Here is a 24,531-nt window from a genome sequence, read left to right on the forward strand (position 1 = left end):
GTCCTGCGTTATTTTTAATTGCCAACTCTGGATAGCGCAATCACCAGCCCAATTACTGAAAGCAGTGAGGAAATTGTGCCAGCGGTTGAACTCAGTATTTGTTGCGGAGTTAGAGGGGTTGTCGTTTTCTTCGGTACAATTACCTCAGAACCAGGTTCTACCCGTGGATAAACGTTAAAGAACATGAACTTCCGGGTCCGGTCAACTGATCCGTTAGCATAAACCACAAACGATTTCCGGCGTTGCGATTTGGACGTGAAACCTCCCGACTGCGAAATGTAGTCCTGGAACGTTTGTCCTGAGCGGTATTTTACCGTTGTTGGTAACAGTACTTCACCCTGAACACGCACTGTTTCGAGGAGCTTCGGAATCCGTAGAATATCGCCTTCCTGCACCAGAATATCTTCCGACGAACCTGGTCTGGCCAGAATCTTTTTCAGGTTGATACCAATCGATTCGGGTTTGTCGGTGCTGAGTGTTTCGGTTTCTACAACGGCCTTACCGGTTGCCGTTGCCTGAGCCAGATCTTCGACCGACTTCTGACGCCGTTGTATTTCGTCTTCGCTGAGTGTTACGCGTCGAATCAGCGTGGCTCCTTCAACGTAGGCCTGAGGAGTCAGACCGCCAGAAAGTGTAATCAGATCAGAAATTTTCTGGTCTTTGCTGCGAATCGGATAAGCGCCCGGCACAATAACTTCGCCCTCGATGTTGGCATAGGTCTGAACCAGATAATTGGGCGACCGACGAACAATGATCTGGTCGAATGGTTCCAGAACAAACCGATTCTGGTCATTACTAATCGATAGATCCCGGTTTACGTTGAACCGGTAGGTTTCAGCAATCTGGGCTGAATTGGAGCGGGGGTCAACATCTTTTTTCCGGCGAACTACTTCCACTAACGATGCTGCTGCCGATTCTTTCATGCCACCGGCTTTCAGCAACGCATCTTCCAGTGTCATGTTGGCCATGTATGGAATGCCTTCAATAGGCTGGTTTACTTCGCCCTGTACCGAAATACTAGCCTGTTCGGCCAGATCGAAACGCGATGTAATTATAACCTGGTCTTCGCGCTGAAGAGGCAAGTCGGGATCAACTCCAGACATTATATTGGCCAGGTTGACGGTAATATTTTCGATAGCCAGATCTTCGCGGGTCCGAACTATATTTACACGACCCTGAAAGGCATCGCCCTTGAGCCCTTCGGCCGAGCTGACAAGCTGCTTGAGTGTCTTGTTCTGATCGAGCGAATATTGCCCCGGACGATACACCGCACCTTCAATTGTTACCTGGTTTTCGAACCGGTCGAGAAGCTGCTCTACCGTTACAACATCGCCATCCTGCATCACAAACGTTTTAAACTCAGGCGCCGTAACGTCAATTACTTTCACCTCGCGGTCGGTCAAACGCGTTACTTTTACCCGACCTTTGTAGGCATTGGCCGCAAAATCGCCCGCATAGTATAACAGCCGATCAAACGTTTCGCCGGGCAACATTTCGAAAATATTATTGCGCTTAACCGTCCCCGTAATTTCAACCCGCTCGATATAGGTTGTAAAACGAATGTTGTCGTTATCCTGTAGGCGGAAATCGTTGCGTTGCGTACCATTCAGCAGATAATCGTACAGGTCCAGAGTAGTAATCACTTTGTTATTCCGGATAAGCTGTACTTTTCGGAAAGAGCCTAGCTCGTTGGGGCCACCCGCCTGATAAACAGCGTTCATCACGGTCGATAGTGACGACATGGTATAAGTGCCGGGGTGAACGGCTTCGCCCGTTACCGTGACCCGAATGCTCCGAATACTTCCCAGCGAAACTTCCAGATATGTATTGACTGGCCCGTAACTGGAATTCCGTAAGCCAACGAATTTTGTGGCGAGTCGGCTAATCATGCGTGCCCGAGCCTGTTCTACTGTTAAGCCCGATACGAATACGGGGCCAATACCGGTCTGCCCAGTGAAATAGACGGAACCTTCCGGCGACACTTTCTGGCTGAAATCGGCTTCAGAGTAGCCATACAGTCTGATATTTAGTTCATCGCCTGGGCCAACGATGTAATTTCGTGGAGTGGCCATACTCAGGTTAGGCTGGAAAGTGCCCTTCAGGTCTGGATCATTGAAGAGTGAGTAGCCAAAAATTTTCTGCCGCTGTAGTTCTTTTTCGCGGTTGCGAGCCTGCTGATAACCATCTTCAAGAACCTGGTTATTGCTTTTGGCTCCCGTTCCGGTCGTATCCAGTATTTCGTTTGTGCGGCCATCCTGATTGGCCTGATTCGTCGATTGCTGCGTTGTTGTGGTACCTTTGCCCTGTTGTTGGGTTGCCTGTTGTTGAATTTGCTGGCGAACATTAGCCGGAAGGTTATTTATATTTACACCCGCTGGCAAAGCGCCCTGTATGCTGCTTCCCTGAGTGGCGGCAGGTGAAGTACCCGATCGGACGGCTCCCGACGACGAACCTGTGCTGGTGGCAGGTGCCGGAGAAACCTGCGCCTGGACAGAAAGACTTCCTAGTCCCAAATTAATTATGGCTAAAGCGATGAATGCCTGGCGTGGGAAAAGGCAAGTGATTTCGTAAAAATATTTTAACACGACGTAGTGATAATTTCGGGTTTTTTGCATATTTTTAAGAAGTCGAATACTACTGGCTGATACTATATATGGGCCTGTATGTAACGATAAACTTGACTATGTAGTACGTTTCTTAGTTCAGCCAGCAAAGTAAATGAACTTTTGCCGGATTACGAACGATTTCTTACTATGTGGAGTCTTTTCTTCCCATGCCTGCATCAGGTATGATTTTTCTAATGTTTTACATTGAACATTAGTTTGTTCAATCATTTGTCCGCTCTTAAATTACCTATTAACCACCCATGGCAGAACAGGCAAATCAGCCCGTACAGTACAACGAAGATAGTATCCGTTCTCTCGATTGGCGCGAACATATTCGTTTGCGGCCCGGTATGTACATCGGTAAACTTGGCGACGGATCGGCTGCCGACGATGGCATTTACGTCCTCCTGAAAGAAACGATGGATAACTGTATTGACGAGCACGTTATGGGCTTTGGCAAGAATATCGACGTACGCGTTACCGATCATCGGGTCGAAGTTCGTGATTATGGCCGGGGCATTCCGCTCGGCAAGGTCGTTGAGGTCGTTTCTAAAATTAATACGGGTGGTAAATACGATTCCGGCGCTTTTCAGAAATCGGTAGGGCTTAATGGCGTTGGTACCAAAGCCGTTAATGCGCTGTCGGCTTATTTCCGCGTACAGTCTTTTCGGGAAGGCCGAACGGTCTGGGCCGAGTTTGAACGGGGAGAACTGAAGCAGAAAGGCGACGAATTGACCAGCGAACGCAACGGAACGCTCGTGTGCTTCGAACCTGATGATACCGTCTTTAAGCATTTTCATTTTATTCCGCAGTTTCTGGAAAATATGATCTGGAACTACTGCTACCTGAATGCGGGACTGACCATTACGTTTAATAAACAGAAATACGTTTCTCAAAACGGCCTCCTCGATCTTCTTCGGGATAAGACCAAGAAAGACGAAGAATCGCTGCGGTATCCCATCATTCACCTCAAAGGAAATGATCTGGAAATTGCCATGACACACGGCAACCAGTACGGCGAAGAATACTATTCGTTCGTGAACGGACAGTATACTACTCAGGGCGGAACTCACCTTCAGGCTCTGCGCGAAGCCATTGTCGAAACAATTCGAAAACATTTCGACAAAAACTACGACGTAGCCGACGTTAGAGCCTCTATTATTGCGGCCATCAGCATTCGCGTGCAGGAACCCGTTTTCGAATCGCAAACCAAAACCAAACTCGGCTCGATCAATATGTCGCCCGAGCCCAATGCGCAGTCAGTCAACTCGTTCGTCAAGGATTTCGTCAAAGAACGACTCGACGATTTTCTGCATATGAACCCGGCCGTGCGCGATGCACTCAAAAAACGAATCGAGCAATCGGAACGGGAACGAAAAGAACTTGCCGGTATAAAAAAACTAGCCAATGACCGTGCCAAAAAGGCAAGTCTTCATAATAAAAAGTTACGCGACTGCCGCAATCACCTAACCGACCTGAAAGCCGAAGACCGCTATCAGTCGACGTTGTTCATTACGGAAGGCGATTCGGCCAGCGGTTCTATCACCAAATCGCGTAATGTGCAGTTGCAGGCCGTGTTTAGCCTGCGGGGTAAACCACTCAATTGCTTTGGCCTCACCAAAAAGGTAGTTTACGAAAACGAAGAGTTTAATTTACTCCAGCACGCACTCGATATTGAAGATGGACTGGAGGGGCTTCGCTATAATCGCATTGTGATTGCTACGGATGCCGATGTCGATGGTATGCATATTCGGCTGCTGATGTTAACCTTCTTTCTCCAATTCTTTCCTGATTTAGTTCGTAATGGTCATCTCTACATTCTTGAGACGCCATTATTTCGCGTGCGTAACCCTAAAAACCATAAAGAGACTACGTATTGCTATTCGGAGGAGGAGAAGCAAACGGCTATCGATAAGCTGATGAAAAGCGGCAAAAAAACCGAAATTACACGGTTTAAGGGACTCGGAGAGATTTCGCCGGAAGAATTTGGACTGTTTATTGGTGAAAACATGCGGCTGGAACCGGTCATTATGGAGAAAGAAACATCGGTTACCAAACTGCTCAGTTATTATATGGGTAAGAACACCCCCGACCGTCAGCGATTCATTATCGACAACCTGCGGATCGAGAAAGATGTAGAAGATGCCGCTTTAGTGTAAGTTTTCAGTTTTCAGTCTTTGAGTTTTCAGTTTTCAGTGGGTCATTTGTAAATCAGTTTTCGTGGCTACTTACTGAAAACCAAAGACTGAAAACTGAAAACGTATTAAAATGACTCTCGAATCCCTCCGGAATGACATTGATTCCCTCGACGATCAGCTTCTTGCGCTCCTCAACCAGCGTATGGAACTGGTTCGTAAAGTAGGTGAACTGAAACGGTCGACCAATGCAGTTATTTATCGACCCGAGCGTGAAAAACAAATAATAGACCGGCTCTATAACCAGAACAATGGGTTGATGAATCGGTCGGCTATTGAAGCCATTTTTCTGGAAATTTTTGCCGTTTCCCGTAATCTGGAACTACCCGAACGTATTGCCTTTCTGGGACCTGAGGGGAGTTTTACCCATCAGGCGGCCGAAAGCCGGTTCGGGGCTATGAGCGCTTATATGGCTCTGCCAACCATCCGGTCGGTGTTCGAAAGTGTGGAAACAGGGCGGGTTCGGTTTGGGGTTATTCCAATCGAAAACAACCAGGAGGGTATTGTTGAAGAAGCTATCGATCTGCTGCTCGAAAAAGATCTGTCGATTGCCGCCGAGATAAAAATTCCTGTGCATTTCACATTTGCCACGCAGTGCGAAAATCTGAATGATATTACGCATATCTACTCCAAAGACATTGCGTTTCGGCAATGCAGCAAATTTCTGAGCGATTCGTTTGAAGGACTACAGGCCGAACTCGTGCCTGTTGAATCGACATCGCGGGCAGCAAAAATGGCCGCCCAGGACCCCTACTCGGCGGCTATCTGCTCACACATTGCCGCCAAATTATTCGATGTGCCTATCCTGTTCGACAACATCGAAGACAGCGACCTGAACCGGACGCGTTTCCTGATTTTGGCCAAAGATTTCAAAAATCAGCCTAGTGGCAGCGATAAGACCTCACTGATTGCTAAACTGGTCAATACCGAATCGCCGGGGGTGCTGGCGAAGTTTTTGCAGGAGTTCGACGCGAAAAACATTAACCTGACCAAAATTGAAAGCCGTCCGCTGCGTGATGGTGCTACATTCCGTTACTGGTTTTTAATTGAGTGCGAAGGTCATTCCGACGATCCTGGTTTGCAGGAAATCATGAGTCGCCATGCGTCGGAAGTTAAACTCCTGGGCAGCTATGTGCGCGTTTCGTGAGTAGGTAGGGAATGGGTTAGGCGAAAAGCCTGTTTTCAAAAAAACGATAAAGAAATGGAAGCTAATTCGTCAGCAGAAAATCCAGATAAGCTCGACCGTATTGTGGAAGCCCGGATGAAACTGAAACGGCGTTTTGAGGAGAAAATGGCACAAACGCCTTCCATGACCGACGAGAACCCACGCGGTTCGGGACCACTCAACCGGCATGGTATGCCAGCCATACCTATTGGGCAGACCGTAACGACCAAATGGCCGGTGCTGGATCTGGGCTATCAGCCTTCAATTCCACTCGACAAATGGCAACTCAACATCGACGGTGAAGTTACGAATCCTATTCGGCTTAAATGGGAAGATTTGATGGCCTTGCCGCAGGTGGAAGATACCAGCGATTTCCATTGCGTAACAACCTGGTCGCGGCTGAATGTGCCGTGGGTAGGAGTGCGGTTTATGGATCTTGCGGCTCTGGTCGATCCTAAAAGTACGGCTACGCATGTGATGTGCTACGGCTACGATGGGTATGCAACTAACGTGTCGCTCGAAGAAGCATTAAAACCCGATGTATTGTTGGTTCATACTGCCGACGGCCAGCCATTAACCCGCGAACATGGTGGCCCACTTCGAATGATTACGCCCCAGCTTTATGCCTGGAAAGGCTCGAAATGGATTAAGCGTATCGAATTTTTAACGAAGAACCAGCTTGGTTTCTGGGAAGAACGTGGCTACTCCAACACGGCCTACCCCTGGCGAAACGACCGATATTCTTAAAAAGCGGGGAAAAGGCGCGGGGGTTGCGGGGAAACCCCCGCGCCTTTTCCCCGCTTTTAACTTTCAATAAAGCCGTAGCAAAGCATATGGCAGATGGTCATTTGGGCATCTTCGACCCGGCCGTAGTGTTCATCCTGAACAATAATGACCTCATCGGCAACGGCTGCCAGCCGACCGCCTTTTCCGCCAACCAACGCAATGGTCGTTAATCCATGATCTTTAGCCCACTGAACGGCTTTCACCACATTGGGGGAGTTTCCACTAACGCTGAGTGTCAGCACCAGATCGCCCGGTTGCGCATAGTTGTGTAATTGCTGAACATACACATCTTCATATGCATAATCGTTGCCAAGTGCCGTAATCCACGAAATACTTTCGTTCAACGACATACAGCGGAACCGCTTACCCATCCGATCCGATGCGCTTTTGCCCAGATCGGTAATAAAATGCGACACATTTGAGGCACTTCCTCCGTTGCCAAAGGCAAACAGTTGACGGTCTTCCTGCCAGCACTGTTTGATCAGGTTGATCAACCGTTCAACCTGATCGATCGGAATGGCGTCGTAAACGGTTTTCTGACGCGTCAGATAGTTTTCAAAATACGCTTTATCCATGTCAACGTGAGCCGTATTAGCTCATAATCTTACCGAGTGCGTTGTTATATAGGTCGTTAGCTTCTTTCTGGCTTACAATAGCCACATCATCAACAACAAAGCCACTTGTTGTTACCTGACCCAGATACCAGAAGGGCAAAATGGTATCGTCCAGATAAGCCTCTACATGATGCCGCTGATCGGGAGCAACCGAAATCACCACCCGGCTTTGGCCTTCGCCAAACAGAAAGGCATCTCTGCGATAGCGATCGTCAGTCATGATCTGGAAACCCGTATTGCCTGCCATAGCCGACTCGGCCAGCGTCACAAACAGACCACCATCCGAAACGTCGTGCGCCGATTTTAGCCATCCGTTACGGTTCATGGTTTTGATCGACTCCTGAACGCGCCATTCGGTATCGAAATCGAAGTAGGGGGCAGGCGACCCTTTTACGCCACGATAAGAATATAAATACTCCGACGAAGCAATGTCGTCGGTAGACGGTCCTACGAGGAAAATCAGGTCACCTTCGTTTTTGAAGTCGAGCGTCATGTGGTGAGCAGGGTCTTCCAGCAAACCAAGCATACCGATCGTTGGCGTCGGAAATACCGGACCATCGTCGGAGCTTTGGTTGTAGAAACTAACGTTACCGCCCGTTACGGGTGTGCTAAACCGGCGGCAGGCTTCGCCCATGCCCTGAACTGCTTCAACAAACTGCCAGTAAACTTCAGGAACGTAGGGATTACCAAAATTCAGGTTGTTGGTTACGGCCAGCGGTTCGCCACCCGAGCATACAATGTTGCGGCAGGCTTCGGCTACGGCAATCATAGCACCCTGACGTGGGTTGGCGTTCACATACCGGCTGTTGCAATCGACCGTTATCACAATGGATTTATCGGTGCCTTTTACCCGAACAACGGCCGCATCCGACGGTGCATTGGTGCTGCGATTGGCCGTTCCAACCATCGAATCGTATTGTTCGTATACCCACTGGCGTGAGCAGATGTTCGGGTGCGACAACAAATGAACGGCTACTTTTTTGAGTTCGTCTTTTTCCAGATCGTCCACATCCGACGGATCAAATTTGGCGAACTCCTGAATGTAGGCTGGTTCACGGTATTCGCGGTGATATTGTGGAGCGCCCCCACCGAGCACCAGATCGTAGGCAGGCACATCGGCTACCAACTCGCCGTAGCGATAGAAATGTAGCCTTCCGCCCCCTTCAGTGGTTGGGGGTGTTACTTCGCCGATCTGGGCACAGTTCAGGTCCCACTTATCGAAAATAGCCTGGATAACGTCTTCCTTGCCTTTTTCGATAACGACCAGCATCCGCTCCTGCGATTCGGACAGCAGGATTTCGAACGGAGCCATATTAGGCTGGCGGGTTGGCACTTTATCGAGGTCGATAATCATACCGTGTTCGCCCTTGGCACTCATTTCCGACGTAGAGCAGATAATACCCGCAGCGCCCATGTCCTGAATACCGATTACGTAGCCAGTGGCAATGATTTCGAGAGTGGCTTCGAGCAGCAGCTTCTCCATGAACGGGTCGCCTACCTGAACGGCAGGCAGTTTCTCGGTCGATGCGGCTGTAATGTCTTCTGAAGCGAAGGTAGCGCCGTGGATGCCGTCTTTCCCCGTGGCTGATCCAACAATAAAGACCGGATTACCAACGCCATAGGACGTAGCCTTGGCTACTTTATCGACTTCCACGATCCCGGCCGAGAACGCATTGACCAGTGGGTTGGTGTTGTAGCATTCGTCGAAATAGATTTCTCCGCCTACCGTGGGAATACCGAACGCATTGCCATAATCGCCGATACCTTTTACGACACCGCGTAGTAGCCGCCGGGTTTTGGTCAGGTTCAGATCGCCAAACCGGAGCGAGTTAAGCTGGGCAATGGGTCGTGCGCCCATTGTAAAAATATCGCGGTTGATACCGCCGACACCCGTTGCGGCTCCCTGATAGGGTTCGAGGGCCGAAGGGTGGTTGTGCGATTCGATCTTGAATGAGCAGGCCAGACCATCGCCAATGTCAACCAGTCCGGCATTTTCTTCACCGGCTTTGGCCAGCATCCGGTCTGGTTGGCCGCTGCCAGAGTCGCGGGGCAGGGTTTTGAGCCATACGATGGAGTTTTTGTAGGAACAGTGCTCCGACCACATCACCGAGAAAATACTCAGTTCGGTAAAGTTTGGCCGACGGCCCAGAATCTGGTTAATACGGTCAAATTCTTCGGGGAGCAGGCCCAGTTTGCGGGCTGTTTCAAGCGAGGGTAGCGATTCAGTAGCGTCCATGATTGAATGATTGAATGATTGAATGATTGAACGGGCCGCCCGAGCGATTGCGAATGCCTATTCAATCATTCAACCATTCAATCACTCAATCATTAATATACTGCAAAACTACATTTTTTTAGGGCAAGTTGCCTGCTGTGAGTTGACAAATATCGAATTGTCCGTATATTTGCAGCCAGAAAGAGAGATGGCAGAGTGGTCGATTGCGTCGGTCTTGAAAACCGAAGACTGTAACAGGTCCGGGGGTTCGAATCCCTCTCTCTCTGCGAAGAATATATAAAGCACTCAAAATTAGCGATTTGAGTGCTTTTTTTGTTTGATTGTATCCTAAATTATGATCGTAATTAAGTATTGAATGCTATTTGACAAGTATATAAGTGTCTTATAGTCAGCACCTTTATTTGACACCTTTGCCTAGGCATTTATAGAGAAACAATAACTACAATGAATTTCTTTTCCTTCTAGACGCCCTCGCACACCGATAACAGCAGAAAGCAGTATCCATTCGTATGCTTTCGTACTTCATGTTGCAGTGTAAACACACCTTTTGATAATCAGGGCTTTTTTATGAAAACTTATAACCACGTAGTGGTGGGCCGCCGGTGCGGTGGCATCTTAGTAGTACTGATTGGCATTTCCTGTATGTATAGCTCCGTAGGGGCGACATGATTCCGGCAGATATCGCTCCTACGGAGCTATACATACATACATAGACTGACTGAATAGCTACTACGATGACATGCCTACGGCATTTTTATGAAAAAGCCCTGTTTTGATATTACACTCGGTCGCGCCTGCGTTTGGCCTGGATGTACTTGAAATTTCGTACCCTATTCTAACAAAAAAATAAGTAAAAGTTCGCTCCTAAATAATCCATCACCCAATCCGCCACAGTCGCCAGCCCAGCGCCCAGCCGAGCATACATAAACTGGCGGTAACTCCGCCCGAAAGACACAGAAATAAACCGAACAGCAGCACCCCGACAACCACCGCAATTTGCCGGTTATAATGAGCCTCCCAGTCCAGTAGAAAGTCGAGGATGTGGTTGTGCTGCATGGATCGGTAGCTGCGTTCACGCTGCATGGTGCTAAAAACCAGCCAGCAAACCGCTATCCGAAGCACCAGTAAACCAAGCTGATTCAGGAGGGGAATGTCTAATTTCTCCATGGGCAGGAGCCAGCGCTGCCCCGAAAAATCGATCCAGTAAACAGCAATTACCAACAGAGAAATGCCATAAAGAGCAGACAGCCCCAGGCGAACCTTTCGGGTTCGATAGGGCCGAATGTGCCCTACTAATGCTTGTTCCCAGTGAATTTGCCGGTATTGATTGACTGTCCAGACACCACAGGCGATTAGCCAACTCCATAGTACGGTTGAGACTATATCCTGTTCCATAGTCGATCGATAAATTTTTGATGAGTGGATTAACGAAGAGACCTTTCCTGCATCATAGGAGACAGGAAGCCTGAATAGGGCGCTACGGTTTTACCAGCAACAAGTAGCTATTTTGATAATTAACCGTGCCACGGTTCAGTGAGCAGTTTCAGATGACCAGCAACACAGAATTTGGCCTGCCAGCCGGTCTTTGCTAACTAGTGGAAAAGAAGATGAAAGAAGGGTGTCAACCCGCGTCAGGGTGCGTTGATGGCAATCTGGTGTTCAAAAATCAGCCGAAGAAAAAAGAAAGGAAAAACAGCAACCCGAAGCCTTGTTAGCAAGGGCAGGCAAAGGGCGCTAAACGTAGCTGAAAGAAGGCTTGGGAAGAAAAGCAGGGAGGAAGAAAACGAGTAACTCGCCCGAAGACTGATAAGAACAAGGGCATCCCGATTACAAAGGATTGAGCTAATGTCGGCCTCACGCTCCGGCTGGGTATTTGAAAAGTAAGCCTGATGGTGAAGTTGCGCTCCCGATTCTGTTGCCTGAACGGGTAAGACCGCAAAAAGCCAGACAGCCCCAAAAACAGCCGTTAATTTTAGCCATTGCGGTATGTAGGGAGCCGTTTTGCTCATTGTGCTTTGTCTTAACAAAATACGGTCTTATTCCCCAAAAGCGCAACATAGATTCAGCTTACAAAGCACGAGTTACCATTGTGGCTTTGCTAAAATAAAAGGCAAGCCAGCGTATTATCTGTACCGTTTCATGAAGAGCGAAAACGGCCACAGGAGCGTGGCTGCAATGGCCCGATGCCAGTCTGCCTTGTTCGGAGTGGGGCTGAGCGTCCTGGAGCAATACCAGGCAAATAGCGCAATAGTGAGTATCCATTCCATATGGTCTGCGATTTGAATAGATTGTCAATATACTGCTAAATTCGCTTGAGTAGGAAGTCTCCTTGTTTACTCGCCCAGAAAATAAAATTTAAAATGACCAGAGATTGGCTGCCAAAAGTGATCATATCGGGCCGATAGAGGTGGCCCAACCACCCAACGGGGCTTAGGCATTGGGACTTCTTCAAATTCAAAACCTTCTTTCAGAACAAGCTCCTCGGTTTGGGCTTTCTCCTGTGCTTTCTTTCGGGCCGCTTCAATCGTATTCTGGAGAAACTGTTCCTGATCCCGTTTCGAAAATGTACTGCTGAGTACAGTTAAGGCTAGTTCAGGGTGGCTATCTCTGAATTTTTCCACTAGCTGATAACTGGCCGGTGTTAGCATGATTTTATAGGAAGGATAAGTGTATTCGAATTCCGTATGGAGTTTGCCCGGATATGGACCTTCATGCTCCAGCTTGTTGTCGGCTAAAAAACGGAGAAATGCAGCCTCCGCTGTCGGAAGATTCTTCGTTAGGGATTCCTGATCACTAAAATAGAAAACGGTACTAAACTGAATGCGTTCTGGAACGAAACGATCGGATCGCTCCAGAACGACGACGATTCTTTGTGAGCTCATTGGGCTGAGCAGTTGTTGATATGGTTGTGGTCTATTGTCTGAAACAGCGTATTGTAGTTTCTTAAACTCAAACGACTAACTAGCTATGAAGGCTGATCGTATAGATTGCCTGTAGGTATCGATTCATTCTTATAACTGGTATTTCAACTGCATTTGAAGGCTCAACTGATACGAGTGATAATACGAATAGGATGGATGAGAATCCAGATTGTACTGAAGCATTGGCTGGGCCAGCAACGAGAGTCGATCAGAAAGGCCATAGATAATTCCGGCACCAAGCAAAGGTGTAAACGTTACTGTCTTGCCAAACTTTAGGGGGACTTCGGTACCATTTATAGTGGCGTAGCTGGTTGCTCTGAAATCGGCGGAAGCACCTGCTGAAAAATAGGGAGAAAGCCGCTTCATAGAGGATCGGAAATTAATCATTACCGGAGCTTTATAGGCATAATTGAATGGACGTGAATTGGCATAGTTGACAGTATAATCGACACCATTGGTCGATAAATCGATAGTGGACGATACCGTTTGTGTTGCCCAAAGCCCTGCTGAGGCTGACCATTTGGGCGTAAAATTATAATGGCCAAGCAGACCAATCGAATAGCCAACGCCATGTGCGTGCTCAACGATGTCTATTGGTTGAGAGCCGGGAGTAGTAACGGGTCCGATTACTTTAAGGTCCGTTTGTGCATACACCGGAGCCGCACTGACAGATACTGAAAAACGGTGCTGTCCGCAAACAGGTTGTAAGCTGCCCAGCATACCAGTCAGGATGAGCGCAAAAAAGTAGTTAAGTTTCATAATTCGACGAGTTGGTTTGGTGTGTACGAATAGGTTCGCCATAGAACTTCGTTTCTGAACGAGGATCAATCGGCATGGGTATGGACAATGGAAAAATGGGTAGGCTATATTACTAAATATGTTGGTTCGTGGTATTAAAAAAAGTCTTGCTTTTTAAGCAACTAGTAAAAAACATGGTAACCGCTCATAGTCTGACATTAAAAGTGACTTACGCTTGATATTCAGTGGCTTATAGGAGAATAATAAAATTATCTACTGGATTAATCCTGTGATATTAGAAAAGTGAAAATTATAATATAAGATTTCTTGGAATAGATAAAAAGCAAAACTAAATTTTGCCGTAATTGAATCTTTCGGAATTAACTATGAATTATACGGTTGTTTCGAGAACTGGAAGTGGGTAGGTACTCCTGCCATTGCTCAACGCCGTTGGCATCCTGTTAAAGTCCAGACAATTGTTGATCGTATTACCCAGTTTACGCCTACCAATAATTTAGTTGCTCCCTTATTTAACCACTCTAATCAAACTAGTACACCCCCTATGGAGACAAAAAAAAATCTACGTACAGCCTCTAAACTTCTCGCCCTGGTAACTGTGTTGCTTGTGAGTGCAACCCGGACCTATGCACAAGGTACGTCTACCAGCACACCCGCTCTGTCGCAGGATGTGGCTAACATTATCTGGCTTTGCCTGGCGGCCTTCCTTGTATTCTTTATGCAGGCTGGCTTCGCTATGGTAGAATCGGGACTGACACGCGCCAAGAACTCAGTAAATATCATGATGAAGAATTTGCTGGATTTTTGCCTGGGGGCTGTATTGTTCTGGGCTATTGGGTATGCTATCATGTATTGTAGTGGAGACTATAATTTCCTTGGTTTCGATACGGCCCTGGCCTTTCTGGGGTCGGCCAATGCGCCAACCGATGCCGCAGGCTATAGCACGAGTGCCGCCTGGTTGTTTCAGGTTGTCTTTGCTGCTACGGCTGCTACCATCGTGTCGGGTGCTATGGCCGAGCGGACGAAGCTGATTTCCTATCTGATTTATTCGTGTATTATTTCAGCGATCGTTTACCCAATCAGTGGCCACTGGATTTGGGGCGGTGGCTGGTTGAGCGATATGGGCTTCCGCGATTTTGCAGGTTCTACCGTTGTTCACTCTGTAGGTGGTTGGGCTGCTCTGGCAGGCGCTATGGTTGTAGGGCCGCGTCTGGGTAAATACAACAAAGATGGTTCTGTTAATACCATTTTGCCCCACAACATGCCGTTGGCGGCTTTGGGCGTGTTTATTCTGTGGTTCGGCTGGTATGGTTTTAACCCCGGTTCAACCCTGACAGCGGTTGCGGGTGTATCGCACGTGGCCGTAACAACAACGCTCGCTGCAGCTACCGGTGCTATTGGCGCTATGATTGTATCATGGATTACGTTCAAAAAGCCCGATTTGTCAATGACGCTCAACGGCGCACTGGCTGGATTGGTCGGCATCACGGCTCCCTGTGCTTCGGTCAGTACCGTAAGTGCGGCCATTATTGGTCTGATAGCGGGTATTCTGGTATTTTATTCCTGCCTGTTTCTGGAGAACAAAGCTAAAATCGATGATCCGGTTGGCGCTATCAGCGTACATGGTGTGTGTGGTGCCTGGGGTACATTAGCCGTAGGCCTTTTCGGGCAGCGTTCCATCGATATTCAGTATTGGGCCGAAGATACGGCCATTCAGGATGGTTTATTCTTTGGGGGAGGATTTAGCCAGCTCTGGCCACAACTGGTGGGCGTTGGCGTAGTTCTGGTTTACTCATTCGTTGTGATGTTTGTGGTTTTTCAGATTATCAAGGCTACCGTTGGCCTGCGGGCAAGCGATGCCGAACAGCTCGAAGGGCTGGATCTGGGCGAACATGGCAACACCGCTTATGGCAACTTCGTGCTTGAGCCAACGGGTCCCGGTGCTATCATTAACCATACAAATGGTAAAGGAGTAGCGGCTGTAGAAGGTCTTTAGGGCCTACAGTACTGTGTAGTAGATTGCTGAATAAAAAGGAAGGTGCAACTAGCCTGTATAAGCAGTAGTTTGCACCTTCCTTTTTTGGGAAATATGCGCCGACGATCAATAGTCCGTCGACTCTTTTGTAGAGAATTTTATTAATTCCAGCGCGGATTGGTGATCAGAATAAGTAATATAAATAGCCCGTAAAGTGCACCGGGAATAGCCAGTACTGAAAGCAGAACTTTGGCCCATAGCCCATACTGATGGGTTTGCAACCAGTAACTACCGATCATAATGACGCCAACCGCAGCCAGAATAAAGAACCAGAGGCCCGCGTTAAACGAGCTTACTGTGCCATCGGCCAGACCGATAAAAAAGAAGTAAAAAATGATCAGGGCAATAATGGCGTCAAAAGCCCACAAGATCCAGAAAAAAGTCATGATTTAGGTATCGTTTAAAAAAAAGAGGAAGGCCCGTTTCCCGACTGCGGAAATTTGCTCCGCTAAATTGAAGGTGATCGTCTCAAAAAGCTATCAGGAATTAATAATTGGTATCGTTAAGTAAATAACCTGCCGATTATGGGCTCTACTATGCCAACATAAGGGTATGCTTGCCCGTCGGTAACCACTCCCAATGAATTATACGGTTCAATTCGCAACTGTTTTGTAATTTTACCCATTCGCTGTTGCCAGAAGAGCCACAGTTTCGCTTCAGAACCTTTATCCTTTGAATTTACCTGCTGATCATATTCGCCTGTTATTTGGCCTGAAAATGCGCCAGATGCGTCTCGATAGAGGTTTGTCTGTGAGCGAGTTGGCTCAGCAATCGGGTTTGTCAGTATCCTACGTTACTGAAATCGAAAAGGGCCGCAAATACCCTAAAGCCGATAAGATTTCTGCCCTGGCTAATGCTATGCAGGTCGATTACGACACGCTGGTTTCGCTGAAGCTGAGCAAAAAACTCGAGCCAATTTCGGATCTGCTCCGGTCTAAATTCCTGACCGAAATTCCACTCGAACTCTTCGGTATCGACCCCTCGGATCTGCTCGAACTACTAGCCGAAGCACCGGCTAAAGTTAGTGCTATGATTCGGACATTCATGGATATTGCACTGAGCTATAACATGAGTGTCGAACGGTTATACCTAACCATGCTGCGTTCGTATCAGGAAATGCACGATAATTATTTCCCTGAGATTGAAGCCGAAGCAGAGCGATTTCTGAATGAGTTTGCGCCCGTAGCTGCTCACACAACCGAACAGCCCGTTGGTGAAGCTCTGCTAACAAATCTGCTTAAAACGCGCTACGACGTACATATTGAGTATTTCGACCCGCTCAGCCAGCCCGAACTGGTATCCTTACGGTCGGTTTTCCGGCCCGAACATCGGCGGCTTTACCTCAATGTGGCACTGACATCCGAGCAGCGGTCGTTTATTCTGGCGCGTGAAGTCGGATTTCAGTACCTGAATCTGAAAAACCGACCTTATACCTATTCGTGGGTTGAAGCCGACTCGTTCGAACAGATTCTGAACAATTATAAGGCGTCTTATTTTGCCGGAGCCATTCTAATTCGACGCGATGTACTGGTGTCGAAACTGACTGAGCTTTTCGCGCGCGATACATGGAGTAACGATGCCTTTCTGCAACTCATTACCGAATTTGGCTCAACGCCCGAGCGCTTCTTCTACCGGCTCAGCAATGTGTTGCCCAGCCATTTTGGCATCGATCAACTGTTTTTCTACCGATTTAATCATACGGCCGGTCAAACATCATTTCAGTTGACCAAAGAAATGCACCTGTCGCGTCAGCAGGGGCCGCGCGGCATTGTCGATGAGCACTTTTGCCGCCGGTGGATTGCCTGGACTATTTTGCAGGAGCTACAATCGTTGCAGCAGACCAAAGGTTTCGATGGTACGCTCTGCCGGGCGCAACTTTCCGAATATGCCGATTCGGGACTTCAATACCTGATTATTTCAGTTGCGCACCCGTTTCAGCCTCAATTTCAGCAGAATATCAGCGTGTCGATGTGCTTTGCGGTGAACGACGCCCTGAAGCGAAAAATGAAATTCATGAACACCTCGCCCGACGAAATACCGTTTCGGGTGGTTAACGAAGCCTGCGAACGCTGCGGTATTTTCGATTGTCGGGAGCGCGTGGCGGCTCCGGTTGTTCTCCAGAAAAAACGCCAGTTTGCCGGTATGAAAAAGGCAATGGAAAATTTGCGGTAAGTCTCGCTTTGGGGTCATTGGCAATTCGTCATCAGGTAAGTGGCTGACTATAAATACCCTTTTTCAGTTTGTAAAATAGCTTCATTTTTGTATTTATTATTTTTAAAAATAGTTATTTGCCTGCTGACATAGGGTTGTCACTAGCTGCTGCGTTCTTTGTGAAAAATTAAGTTTCACACAAAAACAGCAAAGAAATGACAACTCTTGAGGTTGCCCAGCGCTATGTAGAATTAGATAAACAAGGTTTGTCGCATCAGATTCAGCCGGAGCTTTATGCCGACGATTGTGAGAGTATTGAGCCAATGGGTTTCATGGGTGGCCCTCAGCATGTAAAAGGAATAGACGCACTCCGGGAAAAAGCGAAGCGTTTCGGCGAAATGATCGAAGAAATGTATGGTGGTTATTGTTCGGAGCCGATCGTTGGTGGAAATTTTTTCAGTGTAGCAATGGGCATGGACGTAAAAATGAAAGGTCAGCCTCGTATGCAGATGGATGAAATTGCCGTTTTTGAAGTGAAAGATGGCAAAATCGTTAAAGAACAGTTCTTCTTTTAAGTCGTAAGTTATTCGTTCATTTCGTTACCGCAAAGAGCGCTAAGGTCGCAGAGAGTGAGTACTTAGCGAACGTCGCATTTTACTCGGCGACCTCTGTAGCAAACGCCTTATTTTTACCAGAATCCAGACCGGGGAGTCTGCCAGCATAAAATAAAAACGGCCAGCTACTGATAGCTGGCCGTTCTACTATACGAGGAATCTGAAAAGATTACGCGTTCTGTTTCATACGGATGATGTTCAGAGCAGCCCCTGCTTTGAACCATTCGATCTGGCCTTCATTATAGGTATGATTAGCCAGAAATTCGTCGGTTGTACCATCGGCATGGTGCAGAACGATTTCGAGCGGACGACCAGGAGCAAACTCGGTCAGACCTTCAATATCGATCGTATCATCTTCCTGAATCTTATCGTAATCAGCAGGATTGGCAAATGTTAGCGCCAGCATACCTTGCTTTTTCAGGTTCGTTTCGTGAATCCGGGCAAATGAGCGCACCAGAATGGCCCGAACGCCCAGGAAGCGAGGTTCCATAGCTGCGTGCTCACGCGATGAGCCTTCGCCATAGTTTTCATCGCCCACCACAACCGAACCAACGCCAGCCGCTTTATAGGCCCGTTGAACTGCCGGTACTTCGCCGTATTCGCCGGTAAGCTGGTTTTTAACACTGTTGGTTTTCTCGTTGAAGAAATTCACGGCACCAATCAGCATGTTGTTCGATATATTGTCGAGGTGGCCACGGTATTTCAGCCACGGACCCGCCATCGAAATGTGGTCGGTCGTACACTTTCCTTTTGCCTTGATCAGTAATTTCAGGCCTTTCAGATCCGTGCCTTCCCAGGCTGCAAACGGAGCGAGCAGTTGCAAACGATCAGACGTTGGGCTAACAATAACCTGAACTCCCGAGCCATCTTCGGCCGGAGCCTGATAGCCAGCATCGTCAACGGCATACCCTTTTATGGGCTGCTCAATACCGGCTGGTTCGTCGAGTTTCACCTGCTCACCGTTTTCGTTGGTCAGCGTGTCGGTCATTGGGTTGAAAGTCAGATCACCGGCAATAGCAAACGCCGTTACAATTTCGGGAGAAGCCACAAACGCGTGCGTGCTGGCATTGCCGTCGTTACGTTTTGCAAAATTCCGGTTGAACGACGTAATGATCGAGTTCTTACGGGTTGGATCGTCCATATGACGAGCCCACTGACCAATGCAGGGTCCGCAGGCGTTAGCCAGTACAACACCACCAATTTGTTCGAATGTATTGAGCAAACCGTCGCGCTCGGCCGTAAACCGAACCAGTTCAGAACCGGGCGTCACCGTGAACTCCGCTTTTGCTTTCAGATTCTTAGCCGTAGCCTGAGCCGCAATCGAAGCCGAACGGGTCATATCTTCGTAGCTGGAGTTTGTGCAGGAGCCGATCAGACCAACTTCCAGCTTTTCGGGCCAGTTGTTTTCTTTAACGGCTTTGGCGAAGTTCGATAGTGGCCAGGCCAGATCTGGGGTGAACGGACCGTTGATGTGTGGTTCCAGCTCCGACAGGTCGATTTCGATCAGTTGATCGTAGTATGAAGCTGGATCGGCATAGACTTCATCATCCGACCGTAGATCAGCTTTAACCGCATCCGCTGCATCAGCAATGTCGGCGCGGCTGGTCGCTTTCAGGTAATTTGCCATTTTCTCATCGTAAGCGAAGATCGACGTCGTAGCACCAATCTCAGCTCCCATGTTACAGATAGTGCCTTTACCCGTTGCCGACAGGCTTTCTGCGCCTTCGCCAAAGTATTCAACGATGCAGCCCGTACCACCTTTTACGGTCAGGATACCTGCTACGCGCAGAATAACGTCTTTTGCCGATGCCCAGCCGCTCAGTTTACCGGTTAGTTTGACACCGATGAGTTTCGGCATTTTCAATTCCCAGGCAAGGCCAGCCATCACGTCGCAGGCGTCGGCACCACCAACCCCAATAGCGATCATGCCCAGCCCACCCGCATTTGGTGTATGCGAGTCGGTACCGATCATCATACCACCAGGGAAGGCGTAGTTTTCGATCACCACCTGGTGAATAATACCAGCACCGGGCTTCCAGAAACCGATACCGTATTTGTTCGAGATCGACGACAGGAAGTCGTAGACCTCTTTGTTTTTGTTCTTGGCAACGTCCAGATCCTGTTCTGCTCCTACTTCGGCCTGAATGAGGTGATCGCAGTGAACCGTTGACGGAACCGCTACTTTAGGCCGGCCTGCCTGCATAAACTGAAGCAATGCCATTTGTGCCGTTGCATCCTGCATCGCTACGCGGTCTGGCGCAAAGTCTACATAGGCCTTCCCCCGCTCGAACGCCTGGGTAGGCGTGCCCGCAAAAAGGTGGCTGTACAAAATCTTCTCCGACAGAGTCAGCGGTCTGCCCACTGCCTGCCGGGCTGCTTCCACGCGTTCGCCGAGGTTAGCATACACGCGCTGAATCATGTCTAAATCAAAAGCCATAGCAAAATAGGATAACGGGATTACTGAAAGGTATAACTCTATAGAAATAACCAAGGAATTCGCAAAATGGATTCCGGTTCGTGGCTCAAAATTAGAAGATTCTGCCGCGTTTTGGAAATAATCTGCCAATGAGTCGTTACAATCTGTCTGGAGGGGCAAACAGTTCGGCCATTTCCTTAGTTTGATAGAGGCCAGGTAATAAACTCATTATTTCACCATTCTACTGAAGTAATTGTGTCTTTTTCGAGTAATTCCATTTAATTAAGGCCTTAAACAGACACACAGACACCTAATTTTATGTTTAAAAAGAACGCCTTACTCTCTATTGCGGCCCTGTTGGCCCTGGGAATGACGTTTATGTCGTGTAAAGACGAAGAGAATCCAACAACCGTCCCGACAAGCACACGGCTAACCGCTACTTTAAACGGAGCCAGCGAAAAACCAAATTCGACAACGTCAACGGCGGCCGGTACCTTTGTTGGCGATCTGAACACAACAACGCGCGTGTTGAGTTATACGGTTACCTACACTGGGCCGTTCTCATCATCGCTAACGGGAGGCCATATTCACCGGATTACGAAGGCCGACGGCACTGGCCCAGTAGAAATTCCGTTCAGCAGCCTGACGTCGCCCATTACGGGCACAACGGGTGCGTTGGCCCAAACAAAGGTCGATAGTATGCTAAATGGATTCTATTACGTCAATCTGCACACCTCAACGTATCCTGCTGGCGAAATTCGCGGTGATATTAAGAAACAGTAGTTTTAAAATAGTGAAGAGTGAAAAGTGAAGAATAAGGCTGACGCTTTTTGTTTATTCTTCACTCTACACTCTTCACTATTTTTTTCGTCTTCCTTCCAGAATTCGGTAAAACGAACGACTGCGGATTTCGGCTAGTGTCAGGCCCGTTGCCAGGGCTTCTTCTTCCGATATAGCCCCGCAATTCATGGCTTTCAGGAAGAAATTGAGCAGGCCCTGACCCGTGGCGGCATCATCAAAAATGTCTTTCGTTAGGGTCGAAATCGCGGCCCGTTCCACGAATGTTTTCAGCCGGAATACCGCATCATCGTAGCTGCTCAGAAAAAAATTGTAGGTAGCTGCGTAGCGCATCGGCAACTGAGCCGGATTCAGGTCCCAGCCCTGATAGAACCCGTTGATTAGCGAATGCATGGTATGATTGTAGCCAATTTTCCAGGCATGATGTACTGATAGGCGGTTTTCAGCCTGTTGTTCAAACGTCAGATCGTCTCCCCGGTGTGGTCCGATGGGCATGACATTGGTAGCACCATCAGACAGGAAAATACCCGTGCCGCCCAGCGCTACTTTGGTCATGTGGTGAGCAAAATCGCAGACAGGGTGGTCCATTGTCTGATATTTAGCCGTGATGCCGCACGATGCCGTATAATCGTAGGTACCAAAATGCGCGGCAATGCACCGGCCTTCGCTGGCTTTGATAATACGCATCAGCGGGTTGCGCCCTTCCTCGTCCATGATGATCTGCGTGGCCTCAACCATCGTTTCCATTTTCAGTGTGCCGGGAGCCAGGTTGTTGGCTTTTTCGAGCAGTTCCAACAGCCGAACCATCGTTATAACTTGCTCCGGGATGGTCACTTTCGGAAGCATTACGACAAAATTGTTCGGTAATACACCGCCCGTTTTGTCGAGTAGGGTCGACAGAAACAAGTCTAAGGTACGTACTCCGCGAAATTTCAGGTCTTCAGTAAATGGTTTGATCCGAATGCCAATAAATGGCGAGAGTGTTTTATTTTTCATACCCTCGGCTACTTCGAAGGCAGCCTGCACAGCGGTTGCATCTTCTTCGTTGTCGGGGCGGTTGCCGAAACCGTCTTCAAAGTCGATGCGAAAATCTTCGACCGGTTCGGTTCTGAGTTTCTGAACAATCTTGTTATAGACCGAATAAGCAAGCCAGGCGGGGTGTTTCCGTCGTTCTGTTTCGGTCATCTCATCGAGTCGTTCGGTCAGATCAGCGATGTCTTTGCGCAGATGCGGCAGTTTATCGTAGCCGTCGAGTTGCAGCACATTGGCCAGTACAACAAAATTAGGCGAATAGGTTTGCAGGTTTTTCAAGGCAATTTCGCCCATGCGTACGCACGTATCCGACTTAAACAGATTCGCTCCGCCATATACGGTATGTACTGGCTGACGGTCGGGTTTATCGCCGGGGTAGGTTGCCTGAAAGGCCAGATTGGCAGGTTTCAGGCTGTCGAGTAATCGGGTTTTATCGCTTTCCTGAATGGTGAATTTCATATAGTTGGTGTTTTGATTCAGCCTTGAGTGAATGTCTTTCTAATCTTTAGGTGATTGGCTATTCAGATCTTTATTATTCACTTGGGTAAGCCGCTCACTCAATCACTCATTCACTCAATAGTAATTTTCACGAACCACGATAGGTTGAAAAGCCAAACGGGTTCAATAATAAAGGTACGTGGTAATGTTCGCCGGTTTTTATCGAAAATATGATTTCGACGAAAGGGTAGAAACTGGCAACACCCAGTCGGTCGAAATAGGCCTGGGTTTCGAAGCGTAGCTTGTAGATGCCCGATGGAATGGCTTCGGCCAGTAAATCGCGAATCCTGCCGTCATCGTCGGTGTGGCCGCTGGCGAGTTCGGTCCAGTCCGTTGCCTGTTGCTGGTATAAACGAATGGCTACATGGCTGGCCGGTTTACCGAGCGTAGTGTCGAGAATATGGGTCGTAATGGGGCTCATGCGATCAGTAATTTTTCCAGACGAATTCGGGTAATTTTGTTTTGCTCCTGCATCGCAATCTGGATTTCATCATCGGGCAAATTAGGGAGTCGTGCTAGCAGAATGTCCAGCATTTCGTTGGCCGATTTGCCCGTGGCGCATACAATAAAGATATACCCGAATTTTTCTTCATAAAGCCGGTTTCCTTCGGCTAACTGTTTCAGAACCGCTTCCGAAGCCGCCGAAACGCCCGCCTGTTCGCCCGATGCCCAGGCTTTGGTATTGGCGAATTTTTCGCGCAGGGAATTGATATCGCCAATTTTGGGGTGGTGTTCGAAGGCTTCCTTCCAGTCTCGTTCAGAGCAGGCAAACCAGATTACGTCGGACTGTTCGAACAGTTCTTCGCGACTTTCGACCGGGAAGAGTTTAGCCATTTCGTTGGCCCAGGCCGTCGAACCACAACACGTTGTCAGAACTGCTTTTAGCCGGGCAACCGGGAGTTCGTTTAGTTCGGGTAGGGTCATACGGATGTCGGAAAACGATTGACATTTTTATAATAAATATACACTGCCGGTTCTTTGCCCATTGCCGTAAACCACTGCTGGCAGTAGGGAGCCATCCAGATCGAATCACCTTTTTTGATAGGATACCAGTCTTTGTCGAGCATATATACGCCCTGTCCCTGCAAATAAATGAGCCCATGTTCCATAATATGTGTTTCCACAAATGGTAGATGGCCGCCCGGATCGTAGGTGAAAATATTAACGGCCATATCAAACGACAGCGTATCGGGTAGCAATACCTGCAATCGCAGGGCCGGATCGCCCAGATACGTGGGGCCGTCGACCTTGGCGGCATCCCCAAAAATTACGGATGGAACGTCGTAACCGGCAAGCTTTTCGTAGACCTTATGGAATGTCAGGAGTTGAGTTCCCGGTGTTGGGTTTTCGATTCGATATTCCTTGCCAACAGGAATGTACACAAACTGCCCTTTAGAAAGTGTCTGGCTTTCTCCATCGACCGTTGCGTGGCATTGCCCGTCGATGACATAGAAAAACAGTTGAGCTACGTTGGTTGCGCCCGTCAGAGTGCCATTCTCGTTTAGCGTGATGAGTGTCTGGCAGAGGTTGGCACCCATTTGTTCATTGATGATGACATTGACGGTGCAGTTGTCCCAACCCGGAACGCGGCTGTTGATATAGCCATCGGGGCTGATAATGGCATGATTGCGTTTAACAACAGACCGGGTAAGTGCAGAAATTTCCATAGATTTCAAGAGCTGGTCATTGGATACTGGTCATTAGTCAT

20 protein-coding genes and 1 tRNA gene are annotated in these 24,531 nt (G+C 48.3%); 8 read left to right on the forward strand and 13 right to left on the reverse strand.

Translation table 11 applies throughout. The features are described 5' to 3' along the window. Positions 1-14: 14 nt before the first annotated feature. Positions 15-2,615 carry an SLBB domain-containing protein gene (locus tag WBJ53_RS08975; RefSeq protein WP_338875747.1) on the reverse strand — a complete coding sequence of 867 codons (2,601 nt, stop codon included), beginning with the start codon at positions 2,613-2,615 and terminating at the stop codon, positions 15-17. Between the two features lie 251 nt (positions 2,616-2,866). On the opposite strand from WBJ53_RS08975, the gene WBJ53_RS08980 reads away from it, so the two are divergent. From WBJ53_RS08980 to WBJ53_RS08990, 3 genes are all read left to right on the forward strand, one after another. Continuing rightward, positions 2,867-4,765, forward strand: a complete 1,899-nt coding sequence (locus WBJ53_RS08980; RefSeq protein WP_338875748.1) for a DNA topoisomerase IV subunit B — start codon at positions 2,867-2,869, stop codon at positions 4,763-4,765. Between the two features lie 109 nt (positions 4,766-4,874). Then, positions 4,875-5,948 (forward strand): prephenate dehydratase, encoded by a 1,074-nt coding sequence (gene pheA / locus WBJ53_RS08985; RefSeq protein ID WP_338875749.1) that lies wholly within the window; start codon positions 4,875-4,877, stop codon positions 5,946-5,948. 54 nt (positions 5,949-6,002) lie between these two features. Next, positions 6,003-6,713 carry a sulfite oxidase-like oxidoreductase gene (locus WBJ53_RS08990; RefSeq protein ID WP_338875750.1) on the forward strand — a complete coding sequence of 237 codons (711 nt, stop codon included), beginning with the start codon at positions 6,003-6,005 and terminating at the stop codon, positions 6,711-6,713. A 56-nt stretch (positions 6,714-6,769) separates the two neighbouring features. Here the strand turns inward: WBJ53_RS08990 and WBJ53_RS08995 are convergent, their stop codons facing one another. Next, the gene (locus WBJ53_RS08995; RefSeq protein WP_338875751.1) at positions 6,770-7,327 is read right to left on the reverse strand and encodes an SIS domain-containing protein; all 558 of its coding nucleotides are present in this window, start codon (positions 7,325-7,327) and stop codon (positions 6,770-6,772) included. Positions 7,328-7,343: 16 nt separating this feature from the next. Beyond that, entirely contained in the window at positions 7,344-9,602 is a 2,259-nt protein-coding gene (purL, locus tag WBJ53_RS09000; protein ID WP_338875752.1) for a phosphoribosylformylglycinamidine synthase subunit PurL, read from the reverse strand. Positions 9,603-9,783: 181 nt separating this feature from the next. Between purL and WBJ53_RS09005 the strand changes: the two genes are divergently transcribed. Then, positions 9,784-9,868 (forward strand) — tRNA-Ser (locus WBJ53_RS09005). Between the two features lie 610 nt (positions 9,869-10,478). Here the strand turns inward: WBJ53_RS09005 and WBJ53_RS09010 are convergent. The 4 genes from WBJ53_RS09010 to WBJ53_RS09025 all read right to left on the reverse strand — a co-directional run bounded on the left by WBJ53_RS09010 (position 10,479) and on the right by WBJ53_RS09025 (position 13,282). Next, complete coding sequence (locus WBJ53_RS09010) at positions 10,479-10,997, reverse strand: hypothetical protein (RefSeq protein WP_338875753.1); 519 nt, start codon at positions 10,995-10,997, stop codon at positions 10,479-10,481. Positions 10,998-11,233: 236 nt separating this feature from the next. Next, a complete protein-coding gene (locus WBJ53_RS09015) occupies positions 11,234-11,611 on the reverse strand; it encodes a hypothetical protein (protein ID WP_338875754.1) in 378 nt (125 codons plus the stop codon). Between the two features lie 324 nt (positions 11,612-11,935). Further along, positions 11,936-12,484: a hypothetical protein gene (locus tag WBJ53_RS09020; RefSeq protein ID WP_338875755.1), complete on the reverse strand. Its 549-nt coding sequence runs from the start codon at positions 12,482-12,484 to the stop codon at positions 11,936-11,938. A gap of 129 nt (positions 12,485-12,613) precedes the next feature. After that, a complete protein-coding gene (locus WBJ53_RS09025) occupies positions 12,614-13,282 on the reverse strand; it encodes a hypothetical protein (protein ID WP_338875756.1) in 669 nt (222 codons plus the stop codon). A gap of 541 nt (positions 13,283-13,823) precedes the next feature. Here WBJ53_RS09025 and WBJ53_RS09030 point away from each other — a divergent pair. Continuing rightward, entirely contained in the window at positions 13,824-15,275 is a 1,452-nt protein-coding gene (locus WBJ53_RS09030; protein WP_338875757.1) for an ammonium transporter, read from the forward strand. A gap of 140 nt (positions 15,276-15,415) precedes the next feature. Here WBJ53_RS09030 and WBJ53_RS09035 read toward each other — a convergent pair whose 3' ends face one another. Next, positions 15,416-15,700, reverse strand: coding sequence for an osmoprotectant transporter permease (locus tag WBJ53_RS09035; RefSeq protein ID WP_338875758.1), 285 nt, complete (start codon positions 15,698-15,700; stop codon positions 15,416-15,418). A 286-nt stretch (positions 15,701-15,986) separates the two neighbouring features. Here WBJ53_RS09035 and WBJ53_RS09040 point away from each other — a divergent pair, with 286 nt between their 5' ends. Both WBJ53_RS09040 and WBJ53_RS09045 read left to right on the forward strand, forming a co-directional pair. Then, positions 15,987-17,486 carry a helix-turn-helix domain-containing protein gene (locus WBJ53_RS09040; protein WP_338875759.1) on the forward strand — a complete coding sequence of 500 codons (1,500 nt, stop codon included), beginning with the start codon at positions 15,987-15,989 and terminating at the stop codon, positions 17,484-17,486. Between the two features lie 194 nt (positions 17,487-17,680). Then, entirely contained in the window at positions 17,681-18,040 is a 360-nt protein-coding gene (locus WBJ53_RS09045) for a nuclear transport factor 2 family protein (RefSeq protein ID WP_338875760.1), read from the forward strand. Between the two features lie 208 nt (positions 18,041-18,248). On the opposite strand, the gene WBJ53_RS09050 is transcribed toward WBJ53_RS09045, so the two are convergent. After that, a complete protein-coding gene (locus tag WBJ53_RS09050) occupies positions 18,249-20,516 on the reverse strand; it encodes an aconitate hydratase (RefSeq protein WP_338875761.1) in 2,268 nt (755 codons plus the stop codon). Between the two features lie 297 nt (positions 20,517-20,813). Between WBJ53_RS09050 and WBJ53_RS09055 the strand changes: the two genes are divergently transcribed. Then, on the forward strand, positions 20,814-21,278 hold the full coding sequence (locus tag WBJ53_RS09055) for a CHRD domain-containing protein (RefSeq protein ID WP_338875762.1): 465 nt from the start codon (positions 20,814-20,816) through the stop codon (positions 21,276-21,278). A gap of 75 nt (positions 21,279-21,353) precedes the next feature. Here the strand turns inward: WBJ53_RS09055 and WBJ53_RS09060 are convergent, their stop codons facing one another. The 4 genes from WBJ53_RS09060 to allE all read right to left on the reverse strand — a co-directional run bounded on the left by WBJ53_RS09060 (position 21,354) and on the right by allE (position 24,490). Next, positions 21,354-22,784, reverse strand: a complete 1,431-nt coding sequence (locus WBJ53_RS09060) for a phosphoenolpyruvate kinase (protein WP_338875763.1) — start codon at positions 22,782-22,784, stop codon at positions 21,354-21,356. A gap of 127 nt (positions 22,785-22,911) precedes the next feature. Next, on the reverse strand, positions 22,912-23,244 hold the full coding sequence (gene uraH, locus WBJ53_RS09065) for a hydroxyisourate hydrolase (RefSeq protein ID WP_338875764.1): 333 nt from the start codon (positions 23,242-23,244) through the stop codon (positions 22,912-22,914). Beyond that, positions 23,241-23,747 (reverse strand): 2-oxo-4-hydroxy-4-carboxy-5-ureidoimidazoline decarboxylase, encoded by a 507-nt coding sequence (gene uraD / locus WBJ53_RS09070; RefSeq protein WP_338875765.1) that lies wholly within the window; start codon positions 23,745-23,747, stop codon positions 23,241-23,243. Before uraD ends, uraH begins: the two co-directional genes overlap by 4 nt. Continuing rightward, on the reverse strand, positions 23,744-24,490 hold the full coding sequence (gene allE, locus WBJ53_RS09075; RefSeq protein ID WP_338875766.1) for a (S)-ureidoglycine aminohydrolase: 747 nt from the start codon (positions 24,488-24,490) through the stop codon (positions 23,744-23,746). Before allE ends, uraD begins: the two co-directional genes overlap by 4 nt. Positions 24,491-24,531 lie beyond the last annotated feature (41 nt).

The organism is Spirosoma sp. SC4-14 (genome assembly GCF_037201965.1).
GTDB lineage: Bacteria > Bacteroidota > Bacteroidia > Cytophagales > Spirosomataceae > Spirosoma.

Excerpts from the sequence above, each read along its gene's own strand:
- WBJ53_RS08975 (WP_338875747.1), bottom strand. The coding sequence starts at position 2,615 with ATGCAAAAAACCCGAAATTATCACTACGTCGTGTTAAAATATTTTTAC.
- WBJ53_RS08980 (WP_338875748.1), top strand. The coding sequence starts at position 2,867 with ATGGCAGAACAGGCAAATCAGCCCGTACAGTACAACGAAGATAGTATC.
- pheA (WP_338875749.1), top strand. The coding sequence starts at position 4,875 with ATGACTCTCGAATCCCTCCGGAATGACATTGATTCCCTCGACGATCAG.
- WBJ53_RS08990 (WP_338875750.1), top strand. The coding sequence starts at position 6,003 with ATGGAAGCTAATTCGTCAGCAGAAAATCCAGATAAGCTCGACCGTATT.
- WBJ53_RS08995 (WP_338875751.1), bottom strand. The coding sequence starts at position 7,327 with ATGGATAAAGCGTATTTTGAAAACTATCTGACGCGTCAGAAAACCGTT.
- purL (WP_338875752.1), bottom strand. The coding sequence starts at position 9,602 with ATGGACGCTACTGAATCGCTACCCTCGCTTGAAACAGCCCGCAAACTG.
- WBJ53_RS09010 (WP_338875753.1), bottom strand. The coding sequence starts at position 10,997 with ATGGAACAGGATATAGTCTCAACCGTACTATGGAGTTGGCTAATCGCC.
- WBJ53_RS09015 (WP_338875754.1), bottom strand. The coding sequence starts at position 11,611 with ATGAGCAAAACGGCTCCCTACATACCGCAATGGCTAAAATTAACGGCT.
- WBJ53_RS09020 (WP_338875755.1), bottom strand. The coding sequence starts at position 12,484 with ATGAGCTCACAAAGAATCGTCGTCGTTCTGGAGCGATCCGATCGTTTC.
- WBJ53_RS09025 (WP_338875756.1), bottom strand. The coding sequence starts at position 13,282 with ATGAAACTTAACTACTTTTTTGCGCTCATCCTGACTGGTATGCTGGGC.
- WBJ53_RS09030 (WP_338875757.1), top strand. The coding sequence starts at position 13,824 with ATGGAGACAAAAAAAAATCTACGTACAGCCTCTAAACTTCTCGCCCTG.
- WBJ53_RS09035 (WP_338875758.1), bottom strand. The coding sequence starts at position 15,700 with ATGACTTTTTTCTGGATCTTGTGGGCTTTTGACGCCATTATTGCCCTG.
- WBJ53_RS09045 (WP_338875760.1), top strand. The coding sequence starts at position 17,681 with ATGACAACTCTTGAGGTTGCCCAGCGCTATGTAGAATTAGATAAACAA.
- WBJ53_RS09050 (WP_338875761.1), bottom strand. The coding sequence starts at position 20,516 with ATGGCTTTTGATTTAGACATGATTCAGCGCGTGTATGCTAACCTCGGC.
- WBJ53_RS09055 (WP_338875762.1), top strand. The coding sequence starts at position 20,814 with ATGTTTAAAAAGAACGCCTTACTCTCTATTGCGGCCCTGTTGGCCCTG.
- WBJ53_RS09060 (WP_338875763.1), bottom strand. The coding sequence starts at position 22,784 with ATGAAATTCACCATTCAGGAAAGCGATAAAACCCGATTACTCGACAGC.
- uraH (WP_338875764.1), bottom strand. The coding sequence starts at position 23,244 with ATGAGCCCCATTACGACCCATATTCTCGACACTACGCTCGGTAAACCG.
- uraD (WP_338875765.1), bottom strand. The coding sequence starts at position 23,747 with ATGACCCTACCCGAACTAAACGAACTCCCGGTTGCCCGGCTAAAAGCA.
- allE (WP_338875766.1), bottom strand. The coding sequence starts at position 24,490 with ATGGAAATTTCTGCACTTACCCGGTCTGTTGTTAAACGCAATCATGCC.